Source organism: Pelomonas caseinilytica (assembly GCF_021353235.1).
Taxonomy (GTDB): Bacteria; Pseudomonadota; Gammaproteobacteria; order Burkholderiales; family Burkholderiaceae_C; genus Pelomonas; species Pelomonas caseinilytica.
In genome coordinates this window covers 203,279-226,730 of record NZ_JAJTWT010000010.1, presented here as the reverse complement: position 1 = coordinate 226,730, position 23,452 = coordinate 203,279, and the positions used below count along the sequence as shown (strand labels likewise).

Below are 23,452 nucleotides of genomic sequence, written 5' to 3'. Positions count from 1 at the left end.
TCGAGGGGTCTCGAAAACCCCGATCAGATTTCCCGGATCAGCTGCCTGAACTCGTCGACGTCCTCGAAGCTGCGATAGACCGAGGCGAAGCGGACATAGGCCACCTTGTCGATGCGCTTGAGCTCGCGCATGACGAGCTCTCCCAGCCGGGTGGAGGCAATCTCCCGGGCGCCGCTGGCGAGCAGCTTCTCCTCGATGCGGTTGATGGCCGCGTCGATCTGCTCCACGCTCACCGGGCGCTTGCGCAGGGCCAGCTGCATGGAGGCGCGCAGCTTGGCCAGGTCGAAGTCGGCGCGCCGCCCGTCCTTCTTGACGACCGAGGGCAGGGCGATGTCGGCCCGTTCATAGGTCGTGAAGCGCTTGTCGCAGGACAGGCAGCGGCGGCGCCGCCGGACGACGTCGCCCTCGTCCGACTCCCGGGTCTCGGCGACCTGGGTCTCGGTGTGAGAGCAGAACGGGCAGCGCATCGGGCGTCAGCTCAGCCGCGGTACACGGGGAAGGCGGCCGTCAGTGCGGCCACCTTCTCGCGCACGGCCGCGAGGTTGGCTTCGTCGTGGGGCTTGTCCAGCACGTCGGCGATCAGGTGGGCGGTCTGGCGGACCTGCTCCTCCTTGAAGCCGCGCGTCGTCATGGCCGGGGTGCCCAGGCGGATGCCGCTGGTGACCATGGGCTTTTGCGGATCGTTGGGGATGCCGTTCTTGTTGCAGGTCATGTGGGCAGCGCCCAGGATGGCCTCGGCTTCCTTGCCGGTCAGGTTCTTGGGGCGCAGGTCCACGAGCATGACGTGGCTCTCGGTGCCACCCGAGACGATGCGCAGGCCGCGCTCGATCAGGGTCTCGGCCAGCACCTTGGCGTTCTTGACGACCTGCTCCTGGTAGGCCTTGAACTCGGGCGCCAGCGCCTCCTTGAAGGCCACGGCCTTGCCGGCGATGACGTGCATCAGCGGGCCGCCCTGGATGCCGGGGAAGATGGCCGAGTTGATCTTCTTGGCGATGTCTTCCTTGTTCGTCAGGATGATGCCGCCGCGCGGGCCGCGCAGGCTCTTGTGCGTGGTGGACGTGACGACGTCGGCGTGGGGCAGCGGGTTGGGATAGACGCCCGCGGCGATCAGGCCGGCGTAGTGGGCCATGTCCACCATGAAGTAGGCGCCGATCTCCTTGGCGATCTTGCCGAAGCGCTCGAAGTCGATGCGCAGCGAATAGGCCGATGCGCCTGCGATGATGAGCTTGGGCTTCTTCTCGCGCGCCAGGGCTTCCATGGCGTCGTAGTCGATGGCCTCGCTCGCGTCCAGGCCGTAGCTGATGACGTTGAACCACTTGCCGCTCATGTTCAGCGCCATGCCGTGGGTCAGGTGGCCGCCTTCGGCCAGGCTCATGCCCATGATGGTGTCGCCGGGCTGCAGCAACGCGAAGAACACGCCCTGGTTGGCCTGGGAGCCCGAATTGGGTTGCACGTTGGCGAACTCGGCGCCGAAGAGCTGCTTGACGCGGTCGATGGCGAGCTGCTCGACCACGTCCACGTACTCGCAACCACCGTAGTAGCGCTTGCCGGGGTAGCCCTCGGCGTACTTGTTGGTGAGCTGGCTGCCCTGGGCCTGCATGACGGCCGGCGAGGTGTAGTTCTCGCTGGCGATCAGCTCGATGTGGTCTTCCTGGCGGCGGTTCTCGTTCTGGACGGCCGTCCAGAGTTCGGGGTCGACCAGGGCGAGGGTGGAGGTGTTGCGGTCAAACATGGCAGGTGTTCCGAAGGTCAGGCGGTGGGTCCCCGGCGTTCACGGCGGATGCGAAGCGGAGACTGCCCAGGCGAACGGCTGAAAGCGACTTGGGCAGCCGCCTCACGCTCCCCGGTGGTGGCCCACCTCGGGTCAGCTCGTGACCCTGATCGCCAGTCGCGTGAGCGGCCAGTGTAGTGCAGGGCGGCCGGGTCAGCGCAGCAGCGCGACCTGGGCCGAATCGCCGCCAGCGGGGGCGGAGGCCGCCTCGCGCAGCGGCCGGACCGCCGCCGCCGGGATGGCGCGGCCGGCGGCCACGGACTTGAGCAGGTCGTGCTCGGCCAGCACGCGGGCGGCGTAGCCGGTGTCCTCGGCGAGGTTGGCGGCGCCCACGTAGTGGCGCAGGCCCTCTTCGAGGCTGCCGGCGCGCTGGATGCATTCCTTGAGCACCTGCACGCCCACGCGCAGGTTGGTCACGGGGTCGAAGGCGGCGAGGGTGCCGCCGAAGGCCTCGTACTTGTCGTCGTGGACGCGGGTCATGACCTGCATCAGGCCCTGGGCGCCGACGGTGCTCTGAGCGAAGGGGTTGAAGCCGGACTCGATGGCGATGATGGCGAGGATGAGCGTGGGCTCGACCTTGGCGCGGTTGCCCACCGCCCAGGCTTCCTGCACCAGGCGGCTGACCGGCTCGGGGGCGACGTGGTAGCGGCGCGCCAGCCAGTGGGCCACGGCGGCCTGCTGGCGGCTGAGTTCGCGCGGGTCGGTGGCGGTGGCGCGGGCGATGGCGTCCGGCTCGGCCGCGGCCAGCAGCATCGTGCCCTCGGCCTCGGCCCGCGCCTCTTGGCGGGCGCTGAGCCAGCCGAGGGTGGCCGACTCCACCTGCTCGCGCAGGCCGGCCTGGCTCGAGAACACCAGCAGCACCGCCACCACAGCCAGCCCGACGAGGGCCAGCGTGTTGTGGCTGACCACGAGCAGGCCGTTGCCGATGTCCTGGACGAACAGCGACGCCGACTGCCGCGCATGGCGGCCCAGGCTGATGAGGTCTTGACGTGTCGTCATGCGACTCCTTGTGTCGCAGCCCGCCACAGGCGGCCACGTGCGGCTGTCTGGGCGGGGCGACGGTGATAATTTCCCGGAAATCGCTGGGTCTGTGGCACGCCAGTGCTCGGTGGACCCGGCCGGGAGGGCTTCAGTACAAACCCGAAGCGGCGGATTCTACGGGTCGAAGATAACCCGTCAAGGCTGTTTGGCCTTTCCTAAACTACTTTCAGTTATGAAATACACCGACCTCCGGGACTTCATCGCCGGGCTGGAACGCCTGGGCGAACTCAAGCGCGTGGGCGAAAGCGTCTCTCCGGTGCTGGAGATGACGGCCCTCAGCGACCGCGTCCTGAGGGCTGGCGGGCCGGCCTTGCTGTTCGAGGCGCCCACCGGGTTTTCCACCCCCGCCTTGACCAATCTTTTCGGGACAACGCGGCGCGTCGCCCTGGGCATGGGCGCTGAGAACGTGGGCGAATTGCGCGACGTGGGCCGGGTGCTCGCCAGCCTCAAGGAGCCGGAGCCGCCCAAGGGGCTGAAGGACACGGCCAAGCTGCTGCAGATGGCGCGGGCCTTGTGGGACATGAAACCCAGCGTCCAGCGCCGCGCGGCCTGTCAGGAGGAGGTGATCGAAGGCGGCGACGTCGACCTCGGCCGCCTGCCCATCCAGACCTGCTGGCCGGACGACGCCGCCCCCCTGATCACGTGGGGTCTGGTCATCACGCGGGGCCCGGCCCGCAGCCGCCAGAACCTGGGCATCTACCGCCAGCAGGTCATCGGGCCGCGCCAGGTCATCATGCGCTGGCTGGCCCATCGCGGCGGGGCGCTGGACTTCCGCGACCACGCCCTCGCCCACCCTGGCCAGCCCTTTCCCATCGCCGTGGCCCTGGGCGCCGACCCGGCGACCATCCTGGGCGCCGTCACCCCGGTGCCGGACAGCCTGTCGGAGTACCAGTTCGCCGGCCTGCTGCGGGGCTCGCGGACCGAACTGGTCAACACCGGGGTCGGCCGCGAAGGCGCGCCGCTGCAGGCGCCGGCCTCGGCCGAGATCGTGCTGGAGGGGCACATCCCGCCGGCCGCGCCCGGCTACACCGGCGTCAGCCCGCACGGCGTGCCGCTGAAGGAGAAGGGCGGCTACCTGCACGCCCTGGAGGGCCCCTTCGGCGACCACACCGGCTACTACAACGAACAGGATTGGTTCCCGGTCTTCGAGATCGTGCGCCAGACCCAGCGCCGCAACCCCATCTACCACTCCACCTACACCGGCAAGCCACCGGACGAGCCGGCCATCCTCGGCGTGGCGCTCAACGAGGTGTTCGTGCCCATCCTGCAGAAGCAGTTTCCCGAGATCGTCGACTTCTACCTGCCGCCCGAGGGCTGCAGCTACCGCATGGCCGTGGTGTCCATCAAGAAGGCCTACCCCGGCCATGCCAAGCGGCTGATGTTCGGCGTCTGGAGCTTCCTGCGCCAGTTCATGTACACCAAGTTCATCGTCATCGTCGACGACGACATCGACACCCGCAACTGGCAGGAAGTGATCTGGGCCATCACCACCCGCATGGACCCGGTGCGCGACACCACGCTCGTCGAGAACACGCCCATCGACTACCTCGACTTCGCCTCCCCGGTCAGCGGCCTGGGCGGCAAGATGGGGCTGGACGCCACGAACAAATGGCCCGGCGAGACCAGCCGCGAGTGGGGGCGCGGCATCAGCCTGCCGCCCGAGATCAAGGCGCGCGCCGAGGCGCTATTCGGGCAACTCTTCTTGAAGGGCTGAGGCGGCTCGCCTACTGTTGTCATGCCTTTTCAGGCACAACCTCTGGCGCAATCGTTGCGCGCCAGGAGCCCTGCGGCAAATCGCCGTGGAGCCCCGTGGTGGCCTCGCCACCCGCCCCGCCCGGCCCGCAAGCCCGGCGGGGTTTCTATTTGCGGCGCCGGGTTCTCACGCGGCCGCCTCAGCGGCCGGCCCACCAGGCCAGGGTCTCGTAGACGATGTTGCGCATCCGCGAGAAGCCGTCCGCGGACGGACACCAGTCATCGAAACCGCCCAGGGCGTCGTCGCGCAGGCCGATGGGCGCCGGCACGATGCGCAGGCCCAGCGGCGCCGCCGCAGCCTCGAAGGCCCGCAGCGCCCGCCGCATGTGGCCGTCGTCCGTCACCAGCAACACCTCCTTGACGCCGGCCTGGGCCAGGAGCGGCAGGGAGTTCGCGGCGTTCTCCCGCGTATCCCGCGAGCGGGACTCCACCCAGCGCAACGGCAGGGCGTAGTCCTCGGCCGCCACCCGGGCGACGATCTCGGCCTCGGGCTGGCGCAACTCCGTGGCCGTCCAGCCGATGCCTCCGGAGAAGGCCAGCGGCCAGCCGGTGCGCCGGGCCAGCCACACGCCGTAAGCCAGCCGCTCGGCTGTCGGACGCTTGAGCGCGCCGCCGTCGTACTCCGGCAGGTGGCGGTGCACGCCGCCGCCCAGCACCAGCACGGCCCCATCGCTGCGCCCCTTCAGCGCCTCGACCTGGGCCCGCGTCAGCGCGGCCGGGCTCCCTGACGCCCGGCTGAGCAATTCGCCCGCGGCTTCGGTGGCCGACAGCCAGGTCAGCACCAGGGCCAGGCCCAGGATCCATCCGCCCGCGCGCCGGCCGCGCCGCAGCCGCCAGCCGCCCCACGCGGCCAGCAGCAGCAGAGGCGCGGGCGGCAGGGCGAGGGCCAGCAGCAGGGTCTTGAAGCCGGAGTAGTCGAGGTGCAGGCTCACGCTCGGCATCATCGCCGACATCAATAATGCCTCCCGTGATGACCCGTCCCCATTCCCCCTTCCGCATCGCCCTCTGGGCCTTGGCCGCGTTGTCGGCCCTCGTCACCCTGGTCCTGCTGATCGCGACCCTGGCGCTGCCAGGCTGGATCAGCGGACGCGGCACGGCCCTGGCCAGCCAGGCCCTCGGACGCTCGGTCACCGTCGAGGAGGCCCATTTCCAACCTTGGCGGCTGGCCGTCGTGCTGGAAGGACTGCGCATCGACGGTCGCACGGCCAAGGACGCGCCCCTGTTCACGCTCGCCAAGCTCGATGTCGCGCTGTCGCTGCGTTCGCTGCTGCGTGGCCGCCTCGTCGTCGAATCCGTGGCGCTGACGCGGCCCGAACTGCGCCTCGCGCGGATCGCCGAAGGGCGCTACGACGTCGACGACCTCATCCAGCGATTCACCGCTCAGCCCGCCGGCGCCGCGCCTGCCGACGACGCGGACCCCGAATTCGCCATCTACAACATCGAGCTGACCGACGGCCGCCTGCTGTTCGACGACCGGCCGGTGCAGCGCAAGCACGAGCTGGCGGCCCTGCGCCTGGCCCTGCCTTTCGTCTCGACGCTGCCGGCCGACGTCAAGGTGCAGGTGCAGCCCCACCTGAGCGGCAAGCTTGACGGCGTGGCCTTCGACAGCAGCGCCGAGGCGCTGCCCTTCGCGGATGAAGCCAGCGCCCGGATGTCGTTCAAGCTCGCCGGCCTGGACCTCGCGCCCTTGGCGGCCTATGTGCCGGCCAGCGCGCCGGTGCGCCTGGGCGCGGGCCGGCTCGACCTGGACCTGGCCATCGACTTCGCCGAGCGGCCCAAGCAGCCGCCCGGCGTCAAGCTCAGCGGCGGCGTCGAGGTGCTCGACCTGGCGCTGAACCAGCCCGACGGCAAGCCGCTGCTGGCCTGGAAGCGCCTGAGCCTGCCGCTGGCGGACGTGCAGCCGCTGCGCCGCCAGCTCGGTTTCGGCCAGGTCGTGCTGGAGTCGCCCGCCGGCTGGCTGCCTGCGCCGTCCGCCGCCCGCGCCGCCCCGGCCGGCGCCCCATCGCAGGCCGCGCCCTGGCAGTTCAGCCTTGCCGGCCTGGCCGTGCGCGATGGCCGCTTCACGGCACGGGATCTCGGCTTCGACGCCATCGAGCTCAAGCTCGGCCCCGCCGCCTGGCCGCTGAAGGCCCCGGCCGAGGCCGACGCCAGCCTGCGCCTGGAGCAGGCCACCCTCAGCGCCCATGCCCGGCTCTCGGCCGAGGCGCTGGAGGCGACGGCCCGGCTCGACGGCCTGGCCCTCGAACGCCTGGCGGCCTGGCTGCCCCTGCCGGCGGGCGCACGCGTGGCGGCCGGCGTCTCGGCCAAGGCCGGCCTGCAGGTGAAGGAGCCGCTGGCCGCTGGCGCCGCCGACCGGGCGCGGTTGACCCTCGACGACGTCGAAGTGGCCCATGCCCGGGTGGGCCCGCCGGGCGGCGCCACGCCCTGGCTGGCCGTCTCGTCGGCCCGGCTCGACCATGCCGAGATCGACCCCGCCAGCCGCCAGGTGCGCCTGGGCCTGCTGAAGCTCTCTGCACCCCAGGCGCGGCTGGCGCGCGGGCCTGAAGGCCGCCTGAACATCGATCCGCTGCGCCCCCCCGAGGCTGCCGCTTCGGCTCCGGCCGCCCACGGCACTCCGGCCTGGAAGCTGCAGCTCGCGGGCGCCACCATCGAGGCCGGGTCCTTCCACTGGCGCGACGCGGTGGTGCCCAAGGGCCTGGCGCCGGTGGCCGTGGCCGCGGAGCCGCTGCAACTGCAGCTCGGCGCCTTCGCCTGGCCGGCCGCTGCGCCGGTGCCGCTGCGGGTCGCGGGTCAATTGGCCACGCTGGGGGCCGACGGCCGCCCCGTGGCAGCCAGCGCCGGCAGCCTGCAGTGGAACGGCCGTGTCGGCCTTGCGCCGCTGTCGGCCAGCGGCAGCCTGCAGGCCAAGGCGCTGCCGCTGCAGCTCTTCAACGCCTATCTCGACCCGGCCTGGGGCCTGCAGCTGCAGCGCGCCGAGCTCGGGCTCAAGGCCGAGGTCAACGTCGCCCAGCAGAAGGCCGGCGCCTGGACGGCCCGCGCCGATGGCGACCTGCGCCTGGGGCCCCTGGCCCTGCTGCAGACGCGCATCCTGGACGGCGAGCGCATCGTCGGCGAGGACCTGCTGAGCTGGCAGTTGCTGCAGCTCGACGGCGTCAAGCTGGCCGTGGCGCCCCAGGCACCGCCGCGCATCGCCGTGCGCGAGGCCGTGCTCGACGAAGCCTATGCCCGCCTCATCGTCAACGAGCAGGGCCGCTTCAACCTGCGCGACCTCCGCCCCGCCGGCAGCGCCTCGGAACCGGCCTCCGCGGCTTCGGCCGCCTCCGCGGCGCCCGCGCCCGACTCGGCGGCGTCGGCCTCCGCCGCCGAGTTCGCCGTGGAGAGCATCCGCATCAACCGCGGCATCGTCGATTTCAACGACCGCTTCGTGAAGCCCAACTACAGCGCCCGGCTGACCGAGCTGCAGGGCTCGCTCGGCGCCTTCTCGTCCACCGGCTCGGCGATGGCCCCGCTCACCTTGCGGGGCAAGGTGGCGGGCACCGGCCTGCTGGAGATCGAAGGACAGCTCAAGCCCGGCGCTCCCCTGGCCATGGACGTGGCGGCCAATGCCACCGACATCGAGCTGGCGCCGCTGTCGTCCTATGCCGGCAAGTACGCCGGTTATGCCATCGAGCGCGGCAAGCTGTCCGCTCGGCTGCGCTACCAGGTCCAGCCCGGCGGCCAGCTCGTGGCCAGCAACCAGATCATCCTCAACCAGCTGACCTTCGGCGACAAGGTCGACAGCCCGACCGCCACGACGCTGCCCGTGCGCTTCGCCGTCGCGCTGCTGAAGGACCGCAATGGCGTCATCGACGTCAACCTGCCCGTCAGCGGCTCGCTGAACGACCCGGAGTTCAGCGTCGGCGGCATCGTCTGGAAGCTCATCCTCAACCTCATCGGCAAGGCCCTGACCTCGCCCTTTGCCCTGTTCACCGGCAGCGATGCGCCGGAGGAGGCCGAGATCGCCTTCGCGCCCGGCAGTGCCGAGCTGGCTGCCACCGACAAGCTCGACCGCATCGCCCAGCTGCTGGTCGACAAGCCCGGCGTGCAGCTCACGCTGACCGGCTGGGCCGATGCCGAAAGCGAAGTGCCGGCCCTGCGCGAGCTGCGCCTGAACCAGGCGCTCAAGTCCGAGAACGCCGCGTCCCCCGAGGCCGCGCTGCAGCGTCTGTATGCCGCGACCAAGCTGCCCAACAAGCCGCGCAACCTGCTCGGCCTGGCCAAGGAGCTGCCACCGGCCCAGATGCGCGGCCTGCTGATGGCCAACGATGCGGTCGACGACGAGACCCTGCGCCAGCTCGCCGTCGCCCGCGCGGTGGCCGTGCGCGATGCCCTGCTGGCGCGTGGCGCCCCCAACGCCCGGGTCTTCCTGGCGGCGCCCAAGCTCTGCGACGGGGCTTGCGATGCCGCCTGGCATCCCCATGTCGAACTCTCGCTCGGTGCCCACTGAGCCTGTCCTGAAGGTCTTGCCATGTCCACGACGAATCTCGAACGCATCACCCTCGCCGGCGGCTGCTTCTGGTGCCTGGAGGCCGTCTACGAGCGGGTGCGCGGCGTGCACCGCGTCGAGAACGGCTACAGCAACGGCCACGCGGCCCACCCGAATTACGAGCAGGTCTGCAGCGGCCAGACCGGCCATGCCGAAGTCGTTCGCGTCGATTTCGACCCGGCCGAGGTCTCGCTGCGCGAACTGCTGGAAGTCTTCTTCACCATCCACGACCCCACCACGCTAAACCGGCAGGGCGCCGACGTCGGCACCCAGTACCGCTCCGGCATCTACTGGCACACCGAGGCACAGCGCCAGCTCGCCGCCGAGGTCATCGCCGAGGCCAACGATGCCCATGGCGGGCGCGTGGTCACCGAACTCCAGCCCGAGACCAACTACCACCCCGCCGAGGCCTATCACCAGCATTACTACGCTCGCAACCCCGACCAGGGCTATTGCGCCTTCGTCGTGGCGGGCAAGGTCGACAAATTCCTGTCCAGCTTCAAGCGGCTGGTCAAGTGATGCTGGCCTGGGAAGGCCTGTCCCACCGCTACGCGGGCGCCCCGCAGGCCATCCGTTATGCCGACTTCGCCCTGCCGCGGGGCCGGCACCTGCTGCTGCGCGGTGCCTCGGGGTCCGGCAAATCGACGCTGCTGGCCCTGCTGGCCGGCCTGCTGCGCGTGCAGCAGGGGCGTTTGGCCGTCGCCGGCACCGAGCTCGCCGGCATGAGCCCGCGCGCCCTGGACGCCTGGCGCGGCGCGACCCTCGGCGTGGTGCCCCAGCGCCTGCACCTGAGCGAAGCCCTGACCGTGGCCGAGAACCTGGCCCTGCCGGCGCTGGCCGCAGGGCAGGGGGCCGACCCGGAGCGTGCCGCCGAGCTGCTGGAGGCGCTGGACGTGGCAGACCTTGCCGGCCGCCGCCCCCATCAGCTCAGCGTCGGCCAGGCCCAGCGCGTCGCCCTGGCCCGCGCCCTGATGCGCCGGCCGCGCTTGCTGCTGGCCGACGAGCCCAGCGCCAATCTCGACGACGACCACACCATCACCCTTCTCGCCCTGCTGCTGGACGCGGCCGAGCGCGAGGGCTGCACCCTGGCCATTGCCAGCCATGACGCCCGGGTCGTGGAGGCGCTCGGCTCCAGGGACGACGTCGCCGAGGTGGTGCTGTGATCCGCCTGGCCTGGCGCTATCTCTGGTCCAGCCCGCTGACGACGGCGCTGAACCTGCTGCTGCTCACCCTGGGCCTCGCGGCCGTGACCTTCGTGCTGCGGGCCAGCGCCCAGGTCGAGTCCGGCCTGCGGCGCGACCTGGCCGGCATCGACCTCGTCGTGGGCGCCAAGGGCAGCCCCATGCAGATCATGCTGGCTGGCGTCTTTCACCTCGACGCACCCACCGGCAACATTCCGCTGGCGACGCTGGAGCAGCTCAGGAAACAGCCCCTGGTGGCCCAGGCTGTGCCCCTGTCGCTGGGCGACGCCTTCCGGGGCTACCGCATCGTCGGCACGACGCCCGACTACCTCGATCTCTACGGCGGCCGGCTGGCGCAAGGGGCCCTCTGGACCCGTTCGATGCAGGCCGTGCTCGGCGCCGAGGTGGCGCGCGCGAGCGGCCTGAAGGTCGGCGACCGGCTTGCCGGCAGCCATGGCCTGGCCGAAGGTGGCGGCCTTCATGGCGAGCACCAGTTCGAGGTCGTCGGCGTGCTGGCCGAATCCGGCAGCGTGCTCGACCGCCTCGTGCTTACCGACCTCGCCTCGGTCTGGGAGGTGCACGAGGACCATCACGCCGCCAACGCGCACGGCGAGGCCGATGAGCCGCGTGAGATCACCCTCGCCCTGGTCCGCTACCGCAGCCCGCTGGCGGCCGTGATGCTGCCGCGCTGGGTCAACGCACAGGACGGCCTGCAGTCCGCCGCGCCCGCGCTGGAGACGGCCCGGCTGATGCGGCTGGTGGGCGCCGGGACCGAGGTGCTGCGCGGCTTCGGCATCGTGCTGCTGGCCGCCGCCGGCCTGTCGGTCTGGGTGGCCCTGCTGCATGCGGTGCGGGCCCGCCAAGGCGACCTCGCCATGCTGCGCATGCTGGGGGCGCCGGCCTCGCGCGTGGCAGCGCTGATCGCGCTGGAGGCCCTGCTGCTGGCTGGCCTCGCCGCCGTGCTCGGCCTGCTGCTTGGGCATGGCCTCGTCGCGTTGCTGGAGCGGTTGCTCGCCGAGCGGCAGTCCCTGCGCCTCGGTCCCCTGGGCTGGAGCGAGGCCGAATGGCTGGTGCCCCTGCTGGCCGGCAGCCTCGCCCTGCTGGCCGCCGCCTGGCCCGCCTGGCGGGCCTATCGCCTGGATGTCACAACTCTGCTCCAAGCTCCGCGCTGAAGCTCGACAATCCCGCCACCATGAAGTTCAAGCTCCTGCTCGCCCTCTGCCTGGCCACCACCGCTTCGCTGGCCCAGGTGGCCCCCACCATCGGCCAGGGCCCCGGCTACCACGACCCGCGCAGCCCCTTCAAGCCGCTGGAGGAGCGGGCCGACATCGTGTCCTGGAAGCTGCTGTCCCAGGTCACCGCCCGGGCAGAGAAGAAGAAGATCATCCCGACCTTCCCGGCCGCGGTGCAGGCCCTGGACCGCAAGACGGTGAAGGTGCAGGGCTTCATGATGCCGCTCGAAGCGGGCGACAAGCAGCAGCACTTCCTGCTGTCCTCGGTGCCCACCACCTGCAGCTTCTGCGTGCCGGCAGGCCCCGAAGGCCTGGTCGAGGTGCGCACGAAGAAGCCCGTGCGCTACACGCTGGAGCCCGTCGTCGTCGAAGGCCAGCTCGCCGTGCTGACCGACGACCCCTACGGCCTGTACTACCGCGTCGACGACGGCAACGCCGTCAACTGATCAAGGCGCCAGGCGCTCGCGCACCCAGCGGTCGCCGTCGAGCCGGAAGCGCAGGCGGTCGTGCAGCCGCGAGCGGCGCCCCTGCCAGAACTCGAAGCGGTCAGGCAGCAGCCGGTAGCCGCCCCAGTGCGGCGGGCGTGGCGGATTCAGGCCGTGCTGGGCCGCGGCCTTGGCCGCATTGGCCACAAGCACCGCGCGCGAGCCGATGACGCGGCTCTGCGGCGAGGCCCAGGCGCCCAGGCGCGAATCGAGAGGGCGGCTCTTGAAGTAGGCGTCCGACTCCTCGCCCGAGGTCTTCTCGACCCGGCCCTCGATGCGGACCACCCTTTCCATCTCCACCCAGTGGAACTGCAGGGCCGCGAAGGGGTTATGTGCTAACTCTTCGCCTTTACGGCTTTCGTAGTTGGTGAACCACACCATGCCGCGCGCGTCGCAGCCCTTGAGCAGCACCACGCGCGTCGACGGGCGGCCATCGGCGCCGACGGTGGCGACCGTCATCGCGGTGGGCTCCGAGACGTCGTGGGCGATGGCCTCTTCCATCCAGCGGTTGAACAGGGCCAGGGGACCGTCCGCGGCCTCGGCCTCGTCCAGCTCCCCTAGTTCGTAGCTCTTGCGGAATTCACTCAACTTGCTCATGTCAGGAGGTCATCGGGCTTGGCGCTGTGCCCTCGTTGGGCCGGTAAGGGGGCTCAGTCTAGGCGCAACGCGCAGCGATGCCTTGCGCATCGCGAGCAGTTGCAACAAAGAATGAGCCCCCTTGCCGGCCCAACCCGCAGGGCCGGGGCGATTTGCGAGGGGGGCGGCGTTGCAAGCTCGTTGCGTGGATGGCCACGCGCCTCGCATGCGCCTTGCCCCACCCCGCAACTCGCCCCGGCGAGGGCACAGCGCCAAGCCCGATGACCTCCAAAGTATGCAGACCTTCCCTTAAGTGAACGTCCCAGTTTCTCAAGCGCACCTTCACTCGGCATGCTTGCGGCACCGCAGCAAATGGTGAACAGGCCCCTGTGATGATGAAGCGACGTCCCGTCGTCGTCGTGCTGGCCGCAGGGCGCGGATCCCGATTCCGTGGCTCGGGGCACAAGCTCGAGCAGCCGCTGGGTGGCGCCAAGGGCAGCGACACCGTGCTGGCGCGCAGCCTGCGCCATGCAATCGAGACCCAACTGCGCGTCGTCGTCGTGACGACGCCGGCCCTGGCGCCGGCCGTGCACCGGCTGGTGGCGGCGCGCGACGTCATCGTCCTCGCCGAGCAGGACGCCCAGGGCCGGCCCCAGCCCATCGGCATGGGGCATTCCATCGTCGCCGGTGTCAGCGCGACGGGTGATGCAGACGGCTGGCTCATCCTGCCCGCCGACATGCCGCTCGTGCAGCCTTCCACCATCCTGGCGGTCGCCCAAGGCCTGGAGCGCTACCCGGTCTGCTACGCCCAGTACCGCGGCATGCAGGGCCATCCGGTGGGCTTCGGGACCGAGCTCTATTCCGAATTGATGGCCTTGCGGGGAGACGAGGGCGCGCGCCGCATCGTGGCGCGCTATGCCGCCCAGCCCATCGAGGTGGACGACCCCGGCGTGCACATCGACGTGGACACCGCTGAGGACCTCGCCCGGCTCGCCGGCTGAGTCAAGGCGGCGCGCACAGACCGTGGCGTGCGGCGAGGTGGGCCTGTCGCTCCAGTTCCATGTCCCTGATGCCGTGCTCACGCAAACCCTGGACCGTGCGCAGCAGGTAGTCCAGCGTCGTGCCGTAGCGCCCTTCGGCATGGCGGAAGATGTGCAGCAGTTCGGGCTCGTGCAGCGGCCCCGTCCAGTTGGGGCTGCGGCGCGAGAGGGTGAAGGCCAGCGCACGCAGCCGGCCTGACGGCGTGTCGCAGTGCAGCCAGCGGGGGTCGTAGACGCCGTTGGGCATCTCGCGTGCCCAGAGCTGCGGCAGCGCCTCTTCGCCGATGGCCCGCGGGACGCGGTAGACCAGGCCGCGGCAACTGCCGCCCGGCAGCAGGGCCAGCACGAGGCCGGGCTGGTGGGTGGAGCCGCGGTTCACGCTGGAACGCATGCGCAGGGCGCGGTGGTAACCGAGTACCCGAGCGGGCAGAGCCTCGGCATACTCGAACTCCGGCCGCCAGATCAGCGAGCCGTAGGCGAAGAGCAGCAGATCCTCGCCCCGCTCGCGCCATTCGGCGGTCGTGCGCTGCAGCAGATGGGCACTGCGCGCCGGGCCATGGGGAATGTGGATTGCCGGTGACGCCATCGCCTCATCTTGTCACGTCGGTACCCAGCACGTAACCCGAAGGGGCTCGCGGCCAAGTAATATGGTTACCTAAATTCCAAAGGATCGGTTACGAGACCGAGTCCCGGAGACCCGCATGCACGCCACCCTGATCCAAGTCACCGAACGCATCCGCGAGCGCAGCGCCAAGCTGCGCGGCGACTACCTCGCCCGCATCGCCAGGATGAGCGGCCGCCAGCGCGGCTTCGAGCGCATGGGCTGCGCCAACGTCGCCCACGCCGTGGCGGCCCTGCCGTCCAACGACAAGCTGCGCATCGTGGCCGAGAAGGCGCCCCACCTGGGCATCGTCACGGCCTACAACGACATGCTCTCGGCCCACCAGCCCTACGAGCACTACCCCGACCTGATCCGCGCCGAGGCCCACCGCCTGGGCGCCACCGCCCAGGTGGCGGGCGGCGTGCCGGCCATGTGCGACGGCGTCACCCAGGGCCTGCCGGGCATGGAGCTCAGCCTGTTCTCGCGCGACACCATCGCCATGGGCACCGCCATCGCGCTGACCCACGACGTCTTCGACGCGGCCCTGCTGCTGGGCATCTGCGACAAGATCGTGCCGGGCCTGCTGATCGGCGCGCTGCACTTCGGCCATCTGCCCTGCGTGTTCGTGCCGGCCGGCCCGATGAGCTCGGGCATCTCCAACAGCGACAAGGCCAAGGTCCGCGAGCTCTACGCCCAGGGCAAGGTCGGCCGCGACGAGTTGCTGCGGAGCGAATCCGCGGCCTATCACGGGGCGGGCACCTGCACCTTCTACGGCACCGCCAACAGCAACCAGATGCTGCTCGAGGCCATGGGCCTGCACGTGCCAGGCAGCGCCTTCGTCCACCCGCACGCCGAGCTGCGCACCGCACTCACGCGCGAGGCGGTGGGCACGGCGCTCGACATCAGCGGCCGCGTGCAGGGCAGGGCGGCCAAGCCCATCGGCCAGCTCGTGGACGAGCGCAGCATCGTCAACGCCATGGCCGCGCTGCTGGCCACGGGCGGCTCGACCAACCACCTCATCCACTGGGTCGCCGTCGCGCGCTCGGCCGGCATCCTGATCGACTGGAGCGACTTCTCCGAGCTGTCGTCCGTCGTGCCCCTGCTGGCCCGCGTCTATCCCAACGGCAGCGCCGACGTGAACCAGTTCCAGGCGGCCGGCGGTCCCGGCTTCGTCATCCGCGAGCTGCTCGACGCCGGCCTCATGCACGAAGACGTGCTCAGCGTCGCCGGCGACAGCCTGCGGCCCTATGCCTTCGTGCCCCAGGCCGTCGGTCAGCGCGGTGAAGTGGTTCGCGTGCCGGTGCCCGCCGCGAGCGTGGACGAGGGCGTCGTGCGCACCGCCGCCGCGCCCTTCAGCCCCAGCGGCGGCCTCAAGCTGCTGGCCGGCAACCTTGGCCGCGCCGTCATCAAGGTCTCGGCCGTGCCCGAGGACCGGCACACCATCGAGGCGCCGTGCCGCATCTTCACGACCCAGGAGGCCATGCTCGAAGCCTTCAAGGCCGGCGAACTGGAGTGCGACGTCGTCGTCGTCGTGCGCTTCCAGGGGCCGCATGCCAACGGCATGCCCGAGCTGCACAAGCTCACGCCGCCGCTGGCCGTGCTGCAGGGCAAGGGCTATCGCGTCGCCCTCGTCACCGACGGCCGCATGAGCGGCGCCTCCGGCAAGGTGCCGGCGGCCATCCACGTGAGCCCCGAGGCCCTGGCCGGCGGCCCCATCGCCAAGCTGCGCGACGGCGATCTCGTGCGTGTCTGCGCCGTCACGGGCATGCTGCAGGCCCTCGTCGACGAGGCCGAATGGGCCGCCCGCGAGGCCGCCACGCTCGACCCGGCCGAAGCCGAGGTCAACGCACACGGCCTGGGCCGCGAGCTCTTCGCCGGCCTGCGCCGCAACGTGCTGAGCGCCGAGGAAGGCGCCGTCACCTGGTTGTAAGACTTGGAGTGCCAGACCGCCCGAGCGAAGCGAGTAGCTCTGGCACCCACTGATTCAGGAACTGACTTCATGCTCGACACCCTCAGCCTGGCCAGCCACGGCCCCGTCATCCCCGTCATCGTCATCCAGCGCCTGGAAGACGCCGTGCCCCTGGCCGAGGCCCTGGTGGCCGGCGGCGTCAAGGTGCTGGAGGTGACCCTGCGCACCCCGGTCGCTCTGCAGGCCATGGAAGCCATGGCCAAGGTGCCCGGCGCCATCGTCGGCGCCGGCACGCTGCGCAGCCCCCAGGACGTGGTGAACGCCCGCAACGCCGGCTGCAGGTTCGGCGTCAGCCCCGGCTTCACCGAGGCCATGGGCCAGGCTTGCCAGCAGCAGGGCCTGCCGCTGCTGCCCGGCGTGTCCACGGCCTCCGAAGTCATGCAGGCCAATGCTGCGGGCTACGGCTTCCTCAAGCTCTTCCCGGCCGTGGCGGTCGGTGGCGTCAACCTGCTCAAGGCGCTGGCCGGGCCCTTCCCGGACGTGGCCTTCTGCCCCACCGGCGGCATCTCGCTGGAGACGGCGCCGCAGTTCCTGAAGCTGCCTAACGTCAAGGTCTGCGGCGGCTCGTGGCTGACGCCCCAGGAGGCCGTCGACGCCAAGGACTGGGCGCGCATCACCCGGCTCGCGGCCGAGGCCTCAGCGCTGAGGTAGGTCGAACAGCAGGCAGGTGGTCGAGGCGTGGGCGTAGAGCCTGCCGTCGTGGCCGACCAGGTCGGCCTCGGCCGTCGTCACCTGCCGGCCGCGGTGCACCACCTTGCCGATGGCCCGCACCAGGGGCACCTGGTCGGTCAGGGCCCGCACGAGGTTGACCTTGAATTCCAGCGTCGTGTAGCCGCGGCCGACGGGCAGGGTCGTGTGCACCGAGCAGCCCAGGGCTGAATCCAGCAGCGTGGCGAACCAGCCGCCGTGCACGGTGCCGAGCGGGTTGTAGTGCTTGAACTGCGGCCGCCCCTGAAAGACAGCCTCGCCGTCGGCCACCGAGATCAGCACGAAGTCCAGCGTTTCGCTGATGGGCGGAGGAGGTCCTTCGCCATCGAGCAGGGCCTGCATCTGCTGCAGCCCGGTCTTGCCGGCGAACAGCGCGCGGGGGGCCAGGCCGGTGTCGGGCCGCTGGCGGGCCCGCACGGCCGCCTCATCGGCTTGCCATTGGGCGAGAAGGTCGTCGGCGGAGGGGGCAGAGGGGGGCATGGCGGCGGCTTCAGTGGAGAAGCCGCCAATTCTGCGCAATCAGGCCAGGGCGCGCTGTCGCGCCCGTGCCGGTCCGGACCGGGCGGTCCGCCGTGGCCCGACGTCGCCCAGGCGCAGGCGGTCCAGCACGGGGCCTTGCCACGGCAGCAGGTAGACCAGCGTCGCCAGCGTCGCCCGGCGCCGCGAGGACAGCAGCGGGCGGCCCCGCTCGTCGAGCAGCAGCACGTTGGAGCGCACGTTGAGCGGGTCGGCCTGGGCAACCGTGCCTTCGCTCATCTCCAGCCAATCCCACTCGATCCAGGCGCAGCTGTCGGCATACGAGCGTTCCCAGCGCGTCACGCCGCTGACGACGTTGTCCCCGGCACGCGGGCGGTGGAGGCAGGTCTGCGCGTGGTGGACGTTCTGAGCCGCCGTGGACAGCGCCGCGACGGGCCAGCAGACGCTGCCTTCGGGCAGCTTGATCGGGTTCGGCATGGACAACACCTCTCGGACGTGTGATTCGAACGGGAGCGCAGTCTCTGGTCACGGCGGAGATGGAACAAGCTGGCAGACTTGGCAGGTATGGGCAAGCCCGAAATGATCTACCAGCAACTGATCGATGTCGGCCTGAGCGACGACTTCGACAGCTTCGAGCGCCGCCTCGTCGCGACGGCCGATGCCCTCGGATTCCCCATCATCTCCGGCGTGCTGATGCGCGGCCTGCTGCACGATCCCGACGTTCGCATCACCTCGCTCGGCAACACGCCGGAGGGCTACCTGGCCGTCGCCAAGGACCTGGGCGAGGCCCGGCGCGACCCGGTCATGGCACAGCTGATGACCCAGTCCGTGCCCATCACCTACGACCAAGCCACCTACGCCGCCGCGGGTGCCGGCGACATCTGGGAGGCCCAGGCGCCCTATGGCTACAAGACCGGCATCGCCGTCAAGCTGCACCTGCCGGGCAACAAGCATTTCCTGCTCGGCGTCGACCGCGAGGAGGCGCTGCCTGCGCCGGGCGCGCAGCTCATGCAACTGGTGGCCGGGCTGCAACTGCTGGCGGCCCATGCCATGACGGCCGCGGACCGCCTGCTGGGTCCCCACATCGAGCACAAGGACCTGCCCAAGCTCACCCGGCGAGAACTGGACGTGCTGAGCTGGACGTCCCAGGGCAAGACGGCCTGGGAAGTCAGCGTCATCCTGGGCATGAGTGAGAAGACCGTGAACTTCCACCTTGGCAACGCCATGCGCAAGCTCGGCGTGAGTTCCAAGCACCAGGCGGTGCTGAAGTGCGTGGCCGCCGGGCTGCTTTGAGGGCGCCGCCGGGGGCGCAACCTGGAAGGGTTGCTAGGTTTCTAGGGGGGTAAAAACAGGGACAGTTCGTCCTAGCGAATCAACGCGTGGACAGCAGGAGCCCCCATGAACATCATCGACTTCGTTTTGGACGTCCTCGGCCTTCCCAAGCTCGGGGGCTGACAGGCGTTTCATGCGAACAGCGGCCATTCGTTTGACGGACCCGCCGCGGCTCGACGTCCTGCCCGGCATCCTGGCTGTCGGCCAGGGGCGGCGTGCAGCGTCCGGCCCGGCGCCCGCGGGCGAAGCCCGACTCGTCGTGTCGGCGAGCGTCTACGCCAGGCTGCTCAGCCTGGCCGACCAGGCGCCGCTGGAGAACCTGCCGCTGGACCCCCGCACCCTGGCCCGTGCCAGGACCATGGGCTACAACCAGATCGGCCAGATCCGCTGCACCACCGCCAACCGGCTGGTGGCCGACTTCGGCGTGCAGCACGCGGACGAATTGCTGAGGGCGCTCTATGCCTTCGGGCTCAAGCAGGAAGACTCAGGGAGCAGGGACGTCGATCCGGTCGAATGAGATGCCGGACGCCAACCCGGAAAGCCCAGGCGCCGATGCGGCCTGGGCTTTTTTCTTTCAAAGCCCGGTGCTTGTTGGCGGTCCGTGGCGCGCGGCTGCAGGCGGCTCGTGCGAGCATGCCGGCATGCCCGAAGACCGCGACATCCCCCTCGAGCACTGGCCGCGCCGCGCCGCGCTGGAACACTTCCGCCGCATGGCCCAACCGGCCTTCAGCGTCACCGTGCCGGTGGACGTGACCGGCCTGCGCGACCGCGCCGCCCGCCACGGCGCCACCCCTTGGCTGGCCTACCACCACGCCGCGCTGGAGGCGGCCAACGGCATCGCTGCCATGCACCAGACACTCAAGGCCGACGGCAGCGGCGTGCGCGAGTTCGCCGTCATCCACGCCAGCACCACGGTGCTGCGCGACGACGGCAGCTTCGGCTTCCTGACGCTGCCGCGCGAACCCTCGCTGGCCGCCTTCGCCGAGCATGCCAGGCCCCGCGTCGAGCGCGTGCGGCAGGGCAGCGGCAGCCTCTTCGCCGGTGACGAGCCGGGCGACGTGCGGGAGGAGACCCTCGTCCACATGACGGCCTTGCCCTGGCTGGCCTTCACCGCCTTCACCCATGCCCGCGGCACGGGCGACGACCGGCCCAAGCTGGCCTTCGGCCGCTTCGTGGAGCAGGGCGACCGGCTGCTGATGCCGGTGGCTCTGGACGTGCATCACGCCCTGTGCGACGGCGTCCACGTGGGGCGCTTCTTCGAGCGGCTGCAGGCCAATCTCGACATGATCTGAAGCCGGCGTGCGGCCCGCGCTCAGGCCCGCTTGGCCTCGCGGCGCAGGGCGACGGCGTCGGGCAGGGCGCGGGTCTCGTTCGCGGCGAGGCGGAACACCCGCAGCGCCGCGGCCACCTGCTCGGTGTCGCTCAGCATGCGGCTGGCCGCGCGGGCCAGCTCCTCCACCAGCGCCGTGTTCTGCTGCGTGATGCCGTCGAGCTGGCGGATGGCGCCGTGCACCTCGGTGACGCCGCGCATCTGGCCGCGGGCGCCTTCGTCGATGTTGGCGATCAGGGCGGTGAAGGCGCGCACCTGCTCCAGCGTCGCATCGATGCTGTCGCGGGCGGCGCGAGTCTGGGCCTCGCCGGCCCGCACCCGCTCGGTGGAGTCGTCGATCAGCGACTTGATCTCCCGCGCCGCGCCCGAGCTGCGCTGCGCCAGGGCGCGCACCTCGCTGGCCACGACCGCGAACCCCTTGCCATGCTCGCCGGCGCGCGCAGCCTCGACGGCGGCGTTCAGCGCCAGCATGTTGGTCTGGAAGGCGATGCTGTCGATCAGCTGCACGATCTCGGCGATGCGCCCCGATGCGACGGCGATGCCGCCCATGGTGTCGGTCACCGAATGCACGACGTCGGCGCTGCTGCGCGAGACCTCGTGCAGCTGGCCGGCCACGTCGCTGGCGGTGTCGGCGTCGGCCGTGGTGTGCCGCACGGTGGTGGCGATCTCGTCCATGCTGGCCGCCGTCTGCTGCAGGTTGGCCGCCTGGGTCTCCGTGCGCTGGGCGAGGTCGCGGTTGCCGCGCGCGATCTCGTCGCTGACGGCGCGGATGCGGTCGATCTCGTGGCGCGTGTCCGTCACCATGGCACGCAGGTTCACGGCCACCTGGGCCAGGGCCGACTCCAGCCCGCGGGTCAGGGCCGTGCCGCCGGGCTTCGGCGTCGCCGACAGGTCGCCCGCGGCCAGCGCATTGGCGAAATCGCGGGAGGCGTCGAGGGCCGCGTTCAGACGGCCATGCTGCAGGGCCGCCACGGCAAAGGCCGCGAGCACGGCGCCGGCCGCGGCCGCCATGGGGCCGGCACCGGCAAAGGCGGCGACGGCCAGGCCCGCCGTCGCCAGCGGCCCCAGCGTCGCGCCGAGCCAGGGCAGGCGGCGATGCAGCCGCCGCCGCAGGCCGGCCAGGCCCGGCCGCACCAGTTCGCCACCCTCCAGCCGGTGGCGCAGCGCCCCTTGCTCCTTTTCCTCGCGCATCAGCGCGTACAGCCGCTCGGCCTGCTCGACCTGGGCCCGCGCCGGCTCGGTGCGTACCGAGAGGTAGCCCACCGGCTTGCCGCCGTCCATCAGGGGCGTCACGTTGGCCAGCACCCAGTAGTGGTCGCCGTTCTTGCAGCGGTTCTTCACCAGGCCCGACCACGGGCGCCCCGAGCCAATGGTGGCCCAGAGGTCGCGGAAGGCCTCCTCGGGCATGTCGGGATGGCGCAGCAGGTTGTGGGGCTGGCCGAGCAGCTCCTCCAGCCGGTAGCCGCTGATCTCGACGAAGACCGCATTGGCATGAAGGATGCGGCCCTTGAGGTCGGTCGTGGAGACGAGGGTGCGCCCCGCCGGAAAGGGGTGTTCGCGTTGGGTAACGGATTGTTGTCGCATGCAGGGGCAGTCCTTTGGACTTCATCATGCGAAAACTGGCTGAACCGCCGATGAACTGCGGCCGAGCCGGCCGCCTTTGTTCGTCCCGGGGTCTCGCAGATGCGACTTAGTTCACGGGCTTCAGGCGTCGAGGGTCACGATGACCGGCGCGTGGTCGCTCGGCCGCTCGTTCTTGCGCGGCAGCTTGTCGATCTCGCAGGCCGTCACGCGGCCCTTGAGCGCCTCGCTGACGAGGATGTGGTCGATGCGCAGCCCCTGGTTCTTGCGGAAGGCGAGGTTGCGGTAGTCCCACCAGCTCCAGCTCTTGGGCGGCTGCTCGAAGAGCCGAAAGGCATCGGTCAGACCCAGGCCCAGCAGCTGCTGGAAGTGCTCGCGCTCCTGCGGCGTGCAGTGAATCTGCCCGGCCCAGGCCACGGGGTCGTAGACGTCGCGGTCCTCCGGGGCGATGTTGAAGTCGCCCATCAGCACCAGCTCGGGATGCCGGGCCAGCTCCTGGGCCAGCCAGCCGCGCAGGCCGGTGAGCCAGTTCATCTTGTAGGTGAACTTGTCGCTGTCCGGCGCCTGGCCATTGGGGAAGTAGCCGCCGATGACGCGCACCCCGCCCACCGTCCCGGCGATGACGCGGGCCTGCTCGTCGGCGAAGCCGGTGATGTTCTTGACGATGTCGGTCGCCGGCTCGCGGCTGATCAGGGCGACGCCGTTGTAGGTCTTCTGGCCGAACCACTGCACCTGCCAGCCGGCCGCGCCGATCTCGGCCGTCGGGAATTTGTCGTCGGCGAGCTTGGTCTCCTGCAGCACCAGGGCGTCGACCGGATGGGCGGCCAGCCAGTCCAGCACCTGCGGCAGGCGGACGGCGAGGGAATTGACGTTCCAGGTGGCGAACTTTTTCATGTGGACTCTCGGCTCGGCGTGACGGCCGGCATTGTGACGGGTGCCAGCGTCTCGACGACGTGGGCCAGCAGGCGCTGCAGCCGGCCCAGGCGGCGCAGGTCGCGGTGGTAGCCGACGAAGACATCGCGCCCCGGCGGCGGCTCGACGGTGCCGCCTGCCGGCACCTCGGCAGGCACCAGGCCCGGGTGGCGATCGCCCAGCAGCCGCGGCAGCACGGCCCAGCCGCAGCCTGCGGCGCACAGCGCGGCCTGCACCTCGCGGTTGTTGCTGCGCATCGCCACCTGCGCACGCGGCAGCACGCGGGCCAGCCATTGCACGTCGGGCATCTCGGCAAAGGCGGTGTCGAGGGTGACGAGGTCCAGGCCGGCTCCGTCGCCCCAGGTCGGCGCCGGCTGGCCGGGCGGGCCGTAGAGGGCGTAGTCCAGGCTCATCAGCCGGCGCTGGACTACGTCCGCGCCTTCGAACGGCCGGATGCGGAAGACGAGGTCCGCCTCGCGCCGCGACAGGTTGAACAGGCGTGCGTCCGTCACCAGCTCCACGCAGACACCCGGGTGCAGGCGGCGAAAGCTGGCCAGCACCGGCGCCAGCACATGCAGGCCGAACCAGTCCGACGAGGACACGCGCACCAGCCCCTCCAGGGCCTCGCCGTCGCCCGCCAGCTGGCGCTCGAAGCCGAGGGCCTCCTCCTCCATGCGCTCCGCATGGGCCAGCACCCGTTCGCCCAGGTCGGTGGGGACGAAGCCCTCCGCGCCGCGCTGCAGCAGCGGCTGGCCCAGGCGGGCCTCGAAGGCCTTGAGCCGACGGCCCATGGTCGGCTGCGACTGCCCGAGGGCGCGCGCCGCGCCGCCGAGCGAGCCTGCCCGCGCCACGGCGAGAAAGACCTTGACGTCATCCCAGTCCATGGCCAGAGCATACGAAAACGCATTTCGGGTGTGCAAAGACGTGGATTTCCATTCA

The 23,452-nt window shown here is 70.9% G+C and carries 23 protein-coding genes and 1 riboswitch; of the genes, 12 read left to right on the top strand and 11 right to left on the bottom strand.

Annotated features, from left to right (window positions below):
• Positions 1-23: 23 nt before the first annotated feature.
• From nrdR to LXT12_RS21275, 3 genes are all read right to left on the bottom strand, one after another.
• Complete coding sequence (gene nrdR, locus LXT12_RS21285; protein WP_233394304.1) at positions 24-467, bottom strand: transcriptional regulator NrdR; 444 nt, start codon at positions 465-467, stop codon at positions 24-26.
• Between the two features lie 11 nt (positions 468-478).
• A complete protein-coding gene (gene glyA / locus LXT12_RS21280; RefSeq protein WP_233394303.1) occupies positions 479-1,732 on the bottom strand; it encodes a serine hydroxymethyltransferase in 1,254 nt (417 codons plus the stop codon).
• 57 nt (positions 1,733-1,789) lie between these two features.
• A riboswitch (ZMP/ZTP riboswitch) is annotated at positions 1,790-1,902 on the bottom strand.
• Positions 1,903-1,924: 22 nt separating this feature from the next.
• A complete protein-coding gene (locus tag LXT12_RS21275) occupies positions 1,925-2,770 on the bottom strand; it encodes a lytic transglycosylase domain-containing protein (RefSeq protein WP_233394302.1) in 846 nt (281 codons plus the stop codon).
• 214 nt (positions 2,771-2,984) lie between these two features.
• Here LXT12_RS21275 and ubiD point away from each other — a divergent pair, with 214 nt between their 5' ends.
• A complete protein-coding gene (gene ubiD / locus LXT12_RS21270; RefSeq protein ID WP_233394301.1) occupies positions 2,985-4,526 on the top strand; it encodes a 4-hydroxy-3-polyprenylbenzoate decarboxylase in 1,542 nt (513 codons plus the stop codon).
• A 178-nt stretch (positions 4,527-4,704) separates the two neighbouring features.
• Here ubiD and LXT12_RS21265 read toward each other — a convergent pair whose 3' ends face one another.
• Entirely contained in the window at positions 4,705-5,496 is a 792-nt protein-coding gene (locus LXT12_RS21265; protein WP_233394300.1) for a YdcF family protein, read from the bottom strand.
• A gap of 38 nt (positions 5,497-5,534) precedes the next feature.
• Here LXT12_RS21265 and LXT12_RS21260 point away from each other — a divergent pair, with 38 nt between their 5' ends.
• Genes LXT12_RS21260 through LXT12_RS21240 form a run of 5 tightly spaced genes read left to right on the top strand, consistent with a single transcriptional unit; the run spans position 5,535 to position 11,948 of the window.
• Positions 5,535-9,050 carry a DUF748 domain-containing protein gene (locus LXT12_RS21260; RefSeq protein WP_233394299.1) on the top strand — a complete coding sequence of 1,172 codons (3,516 nt, stop codon included), beginning with the start codon at positions 5,535-5,537 and terminating at the stop codon, positions 9,048-9,050.
• 21 nt (positions 9,051-9,071) lie between these two features.
• On the top strand, positions 9,072-9,608 hold the full coding sequence (msrA, locus tag LXT12_RS21255; RefSeq protein ID WP_233394298.1) for a peptide-methionine (S)-S-oxide reductase MsrA: 537 nt from the start codon (positions 9,072-9,074) through the stop codon (positions 9,606-9,608).
• A complete protein-coding gene (locus tag LXT12_RS21250; RefSeq protein WP_233394297.1) occupies positions 9,608-10,252 on the top strand; it encodes an ABC transporter ATP-binding protein in 645 nt (214 codons plus the stop codon). Before msrA ends, LXT12_RS21250 begins: the two co-directional genes overlap by 1 nt.
• Complete coding sequence (locus LXT12_RS21245) at positions 10,249-11,442, top strand: ABC transporter permease (protein WP_233394296.1); 1,194 nt, start codon at positions 10,249-10,251, stop codon at positions 11,440-11,442. The genes LXT12_RS21250 and LXT12_RS21245 overlap by 4 nt, the downstream gene beginning before the upstream one ends.
• A 20-nt stretch (positions 11,443-11,462) precedes the next feature.
• Positions 11,463-11,948 carry a DUF3299 domain-containing protein gene (locus tag LXT12_RS21240; RefSeq protein ID WP_233394295.1) on the top strand — a complete coding sequence of 162 codons (486 nt, stop codon included), beginning with the start codon at positions 11,463-11,465 and terminating at the stop codon, positions 11,946-11,948.
• Here the strand turns inward: LXT12_RS21240 and pdxH are convergent, their stop codons facing one another.
• Positions 11,949-12,584, bottom strand: coding sequence for a pyridoxamine 5'-phosphate oxidase (pdxH, locus tag LXT12_RS21235; RefSeq protein ID WP_233394294.1), 636 nt, complete (start codon positions 12,582-12,584; stop codon positions 11,949-11,951).
• A gap of 374 nt (positions 12,585-12,958) precedes the next feature.
• Here pdxH and LXT12_RS21230 point away from each other — a divergent pair, with 374 nt between their 5' ends.
• A complete protein-coding gene (locus LXT12_RS21230; RefSeq protein WP_233394293.1) occupies positions 12,959-13,564 on the top strand; it encodes a nucleotidyltransferase family protein in 606 nt (201 codons plus the stop codon).
• 1 nt (position 13,565) lies between these two features.
• Here LXT12_RS21230 and LXT12_RS21225 read toward each other — a convergent pair whose 3' ends face one another.
• Positions 13,566-14,189 (bottom strand): gamma-glutamylcyclotransferase, encoded by a 624-nt coding sequence (locus LXT12_RS21225; protein ID WP_233394292.1) that lies wholly within the window; start codon positions 14,187-14,189, stop codon positions 13,566-13,568.
• Between the two features lie 115 nt (positions 14,190-14,304).
• On the opposite strand from LXT12_RS21225, the gene edd reads away from it, so the two are divergent.
• Positions 14,305-16,134 (top strand): phosphogluconate dehydratase, encoded by a 1,830-nt coding sequence (edd, locus tag LXT12_RS21220; protein ID WP_233394291.1) that lies wholly within the window; start codon positions 14,305-14,307, stop codon positions 16,132-16,134.
• A gap of 69 nt (positions 16,135-16,203) precedes the next feature.
• Positions 16,204-16,824, top strand: coding sequence for a bifunctional 4-hydroxy-2-oxoglutarate aldolase/2-dehydro-3-deoxy-phosphogluconate aldolase (eda, locus tag LXT12_RS21215; protein ID WP_233394290.1), 621 nt, complete (start codon positions 16,204-16,206; stop codon positions 16,822-16,824).
• Here the strand turns inward: eda and LXT12_RS21210 are convergent.
• On the bottom strand, positions 16,810-17,361 hold the full coding sequence (locus tag LXT12_RS21210) for a PaaI family thioesterase (protein ID WP_233394289.1): 552 nt from the start codon (positions 17,359-17,361) through the stop codon (positions 16,810-16,812). The genes eda and LXT12_RS21210 overlap by 15 nt on opposite strands.
• A gap of 39 nt (positions 17,362-17,400) precedes the next feature.
• Positions 17,401-17,835, bottom strand: coding sequence for a DUF4902 domain-containing protein (locus LXT12_RS21205; protein ID WP_233394288.1), 435 nt, complete (start codon positions 17,833-17,835; stop codon positions 17,401-17,403).
• An 87-nt stretch (positions 17,836-17,922) separates the two neighbouring features.
• On the opposite strand from LXT12_RS21205, the gene LXT12_RS26970 reads away from it, so the two are divergent.
• The 3 genes from LXT12_RS26970 to LXT12_RS21185 all read left to right on the top strand — a co-directional run bounded on the left by LXT12_RS26970 (position 17,923) and on the right by LXT12_RS21185 (position 19,982).
• Positions 17,923-18,651 (top strand): helix-turn-helix transcriptional regulator, encoded by a 729-nt coding sequence (locus tag LXT12_RS26970; RefSeq protein ID WP_304622781.1) that lies wholly within the window; start codon positions 17,923-17,925, stop codon positions 18,649-18,651.
• Between the two features lie 172 nt (positions 18,652-18,823).
• Positions 18,824-19,207: a hypothetical protein gene (locus tag LXT12_RS21190; protein WP_233394287.1), complete on the top strand. Its 384-nt coding sequence runs from the start codon at positions 18,824-18,826 to the stop codon at positions 19,205-19,207.
• 124 nt (positions 19,208-19,331) lie between these two features.
• Positions 19,332-19,982: a CatA-like O-acetyltransferase gene (locus tag LXT12_RS21185; RefSeq protein ID WP_233394286.1), complete on the top strand. Its 651-nt coding sequence runs from the start codon at positions 19,332-19,334 to the stop codon at positions 19,980-19,982.
• 20 nt (positions 19,983-20,002) lie between these two features.
• On the opposite strand, the gene LXT12_RS21180 is transcribed toward LXT12_RS21185, so the two are convergent.
• The 3 genes from LXT12_RS21180 to LXT12_RS21170 form a co-directional block, all read right to left on the bottom strand.
• The gene (locus LXT12_RS21180; protein WP_233394285.1) at positions 20,003-21,604 is read right to left on the bottom strand and encodes a methyl-accepting chemotaxis protein; all 1,602 of its coding nucleotides are present in this window, start codon (positions 21,602-21,604) and stop codon (positions 20,003-20,005) included.
• 120 nt (positions 21,605-21,724) lie between these two features.
• Entirely contained in the window at positions 21,725-22,495 is a 771-nt protein-coding gene (gene xth, locus LXT12_RS21175; RefSeq protein WP_233394284.1) for an exodeoxyribonuclease III, read from the bottom strand.
• The gene (locus LXT12_RS21170; protein ID WP_233394283.1) at positions 22,492-23,397 is read right to left on the bottom strand and encodes a LysR family transcriptional regulator; all 906 of its coding nucleotides are present in this window, start codon (positions 23,395-23,397) and stop codon (positions 22,492-22,494) included. The genes xth and LXT12_RS21170 overlap by 4 nt, the downstream gene beginning before the upstream one ends.
• Positions 23,398-23,452 lie beyond the last annotated feature (55 nt).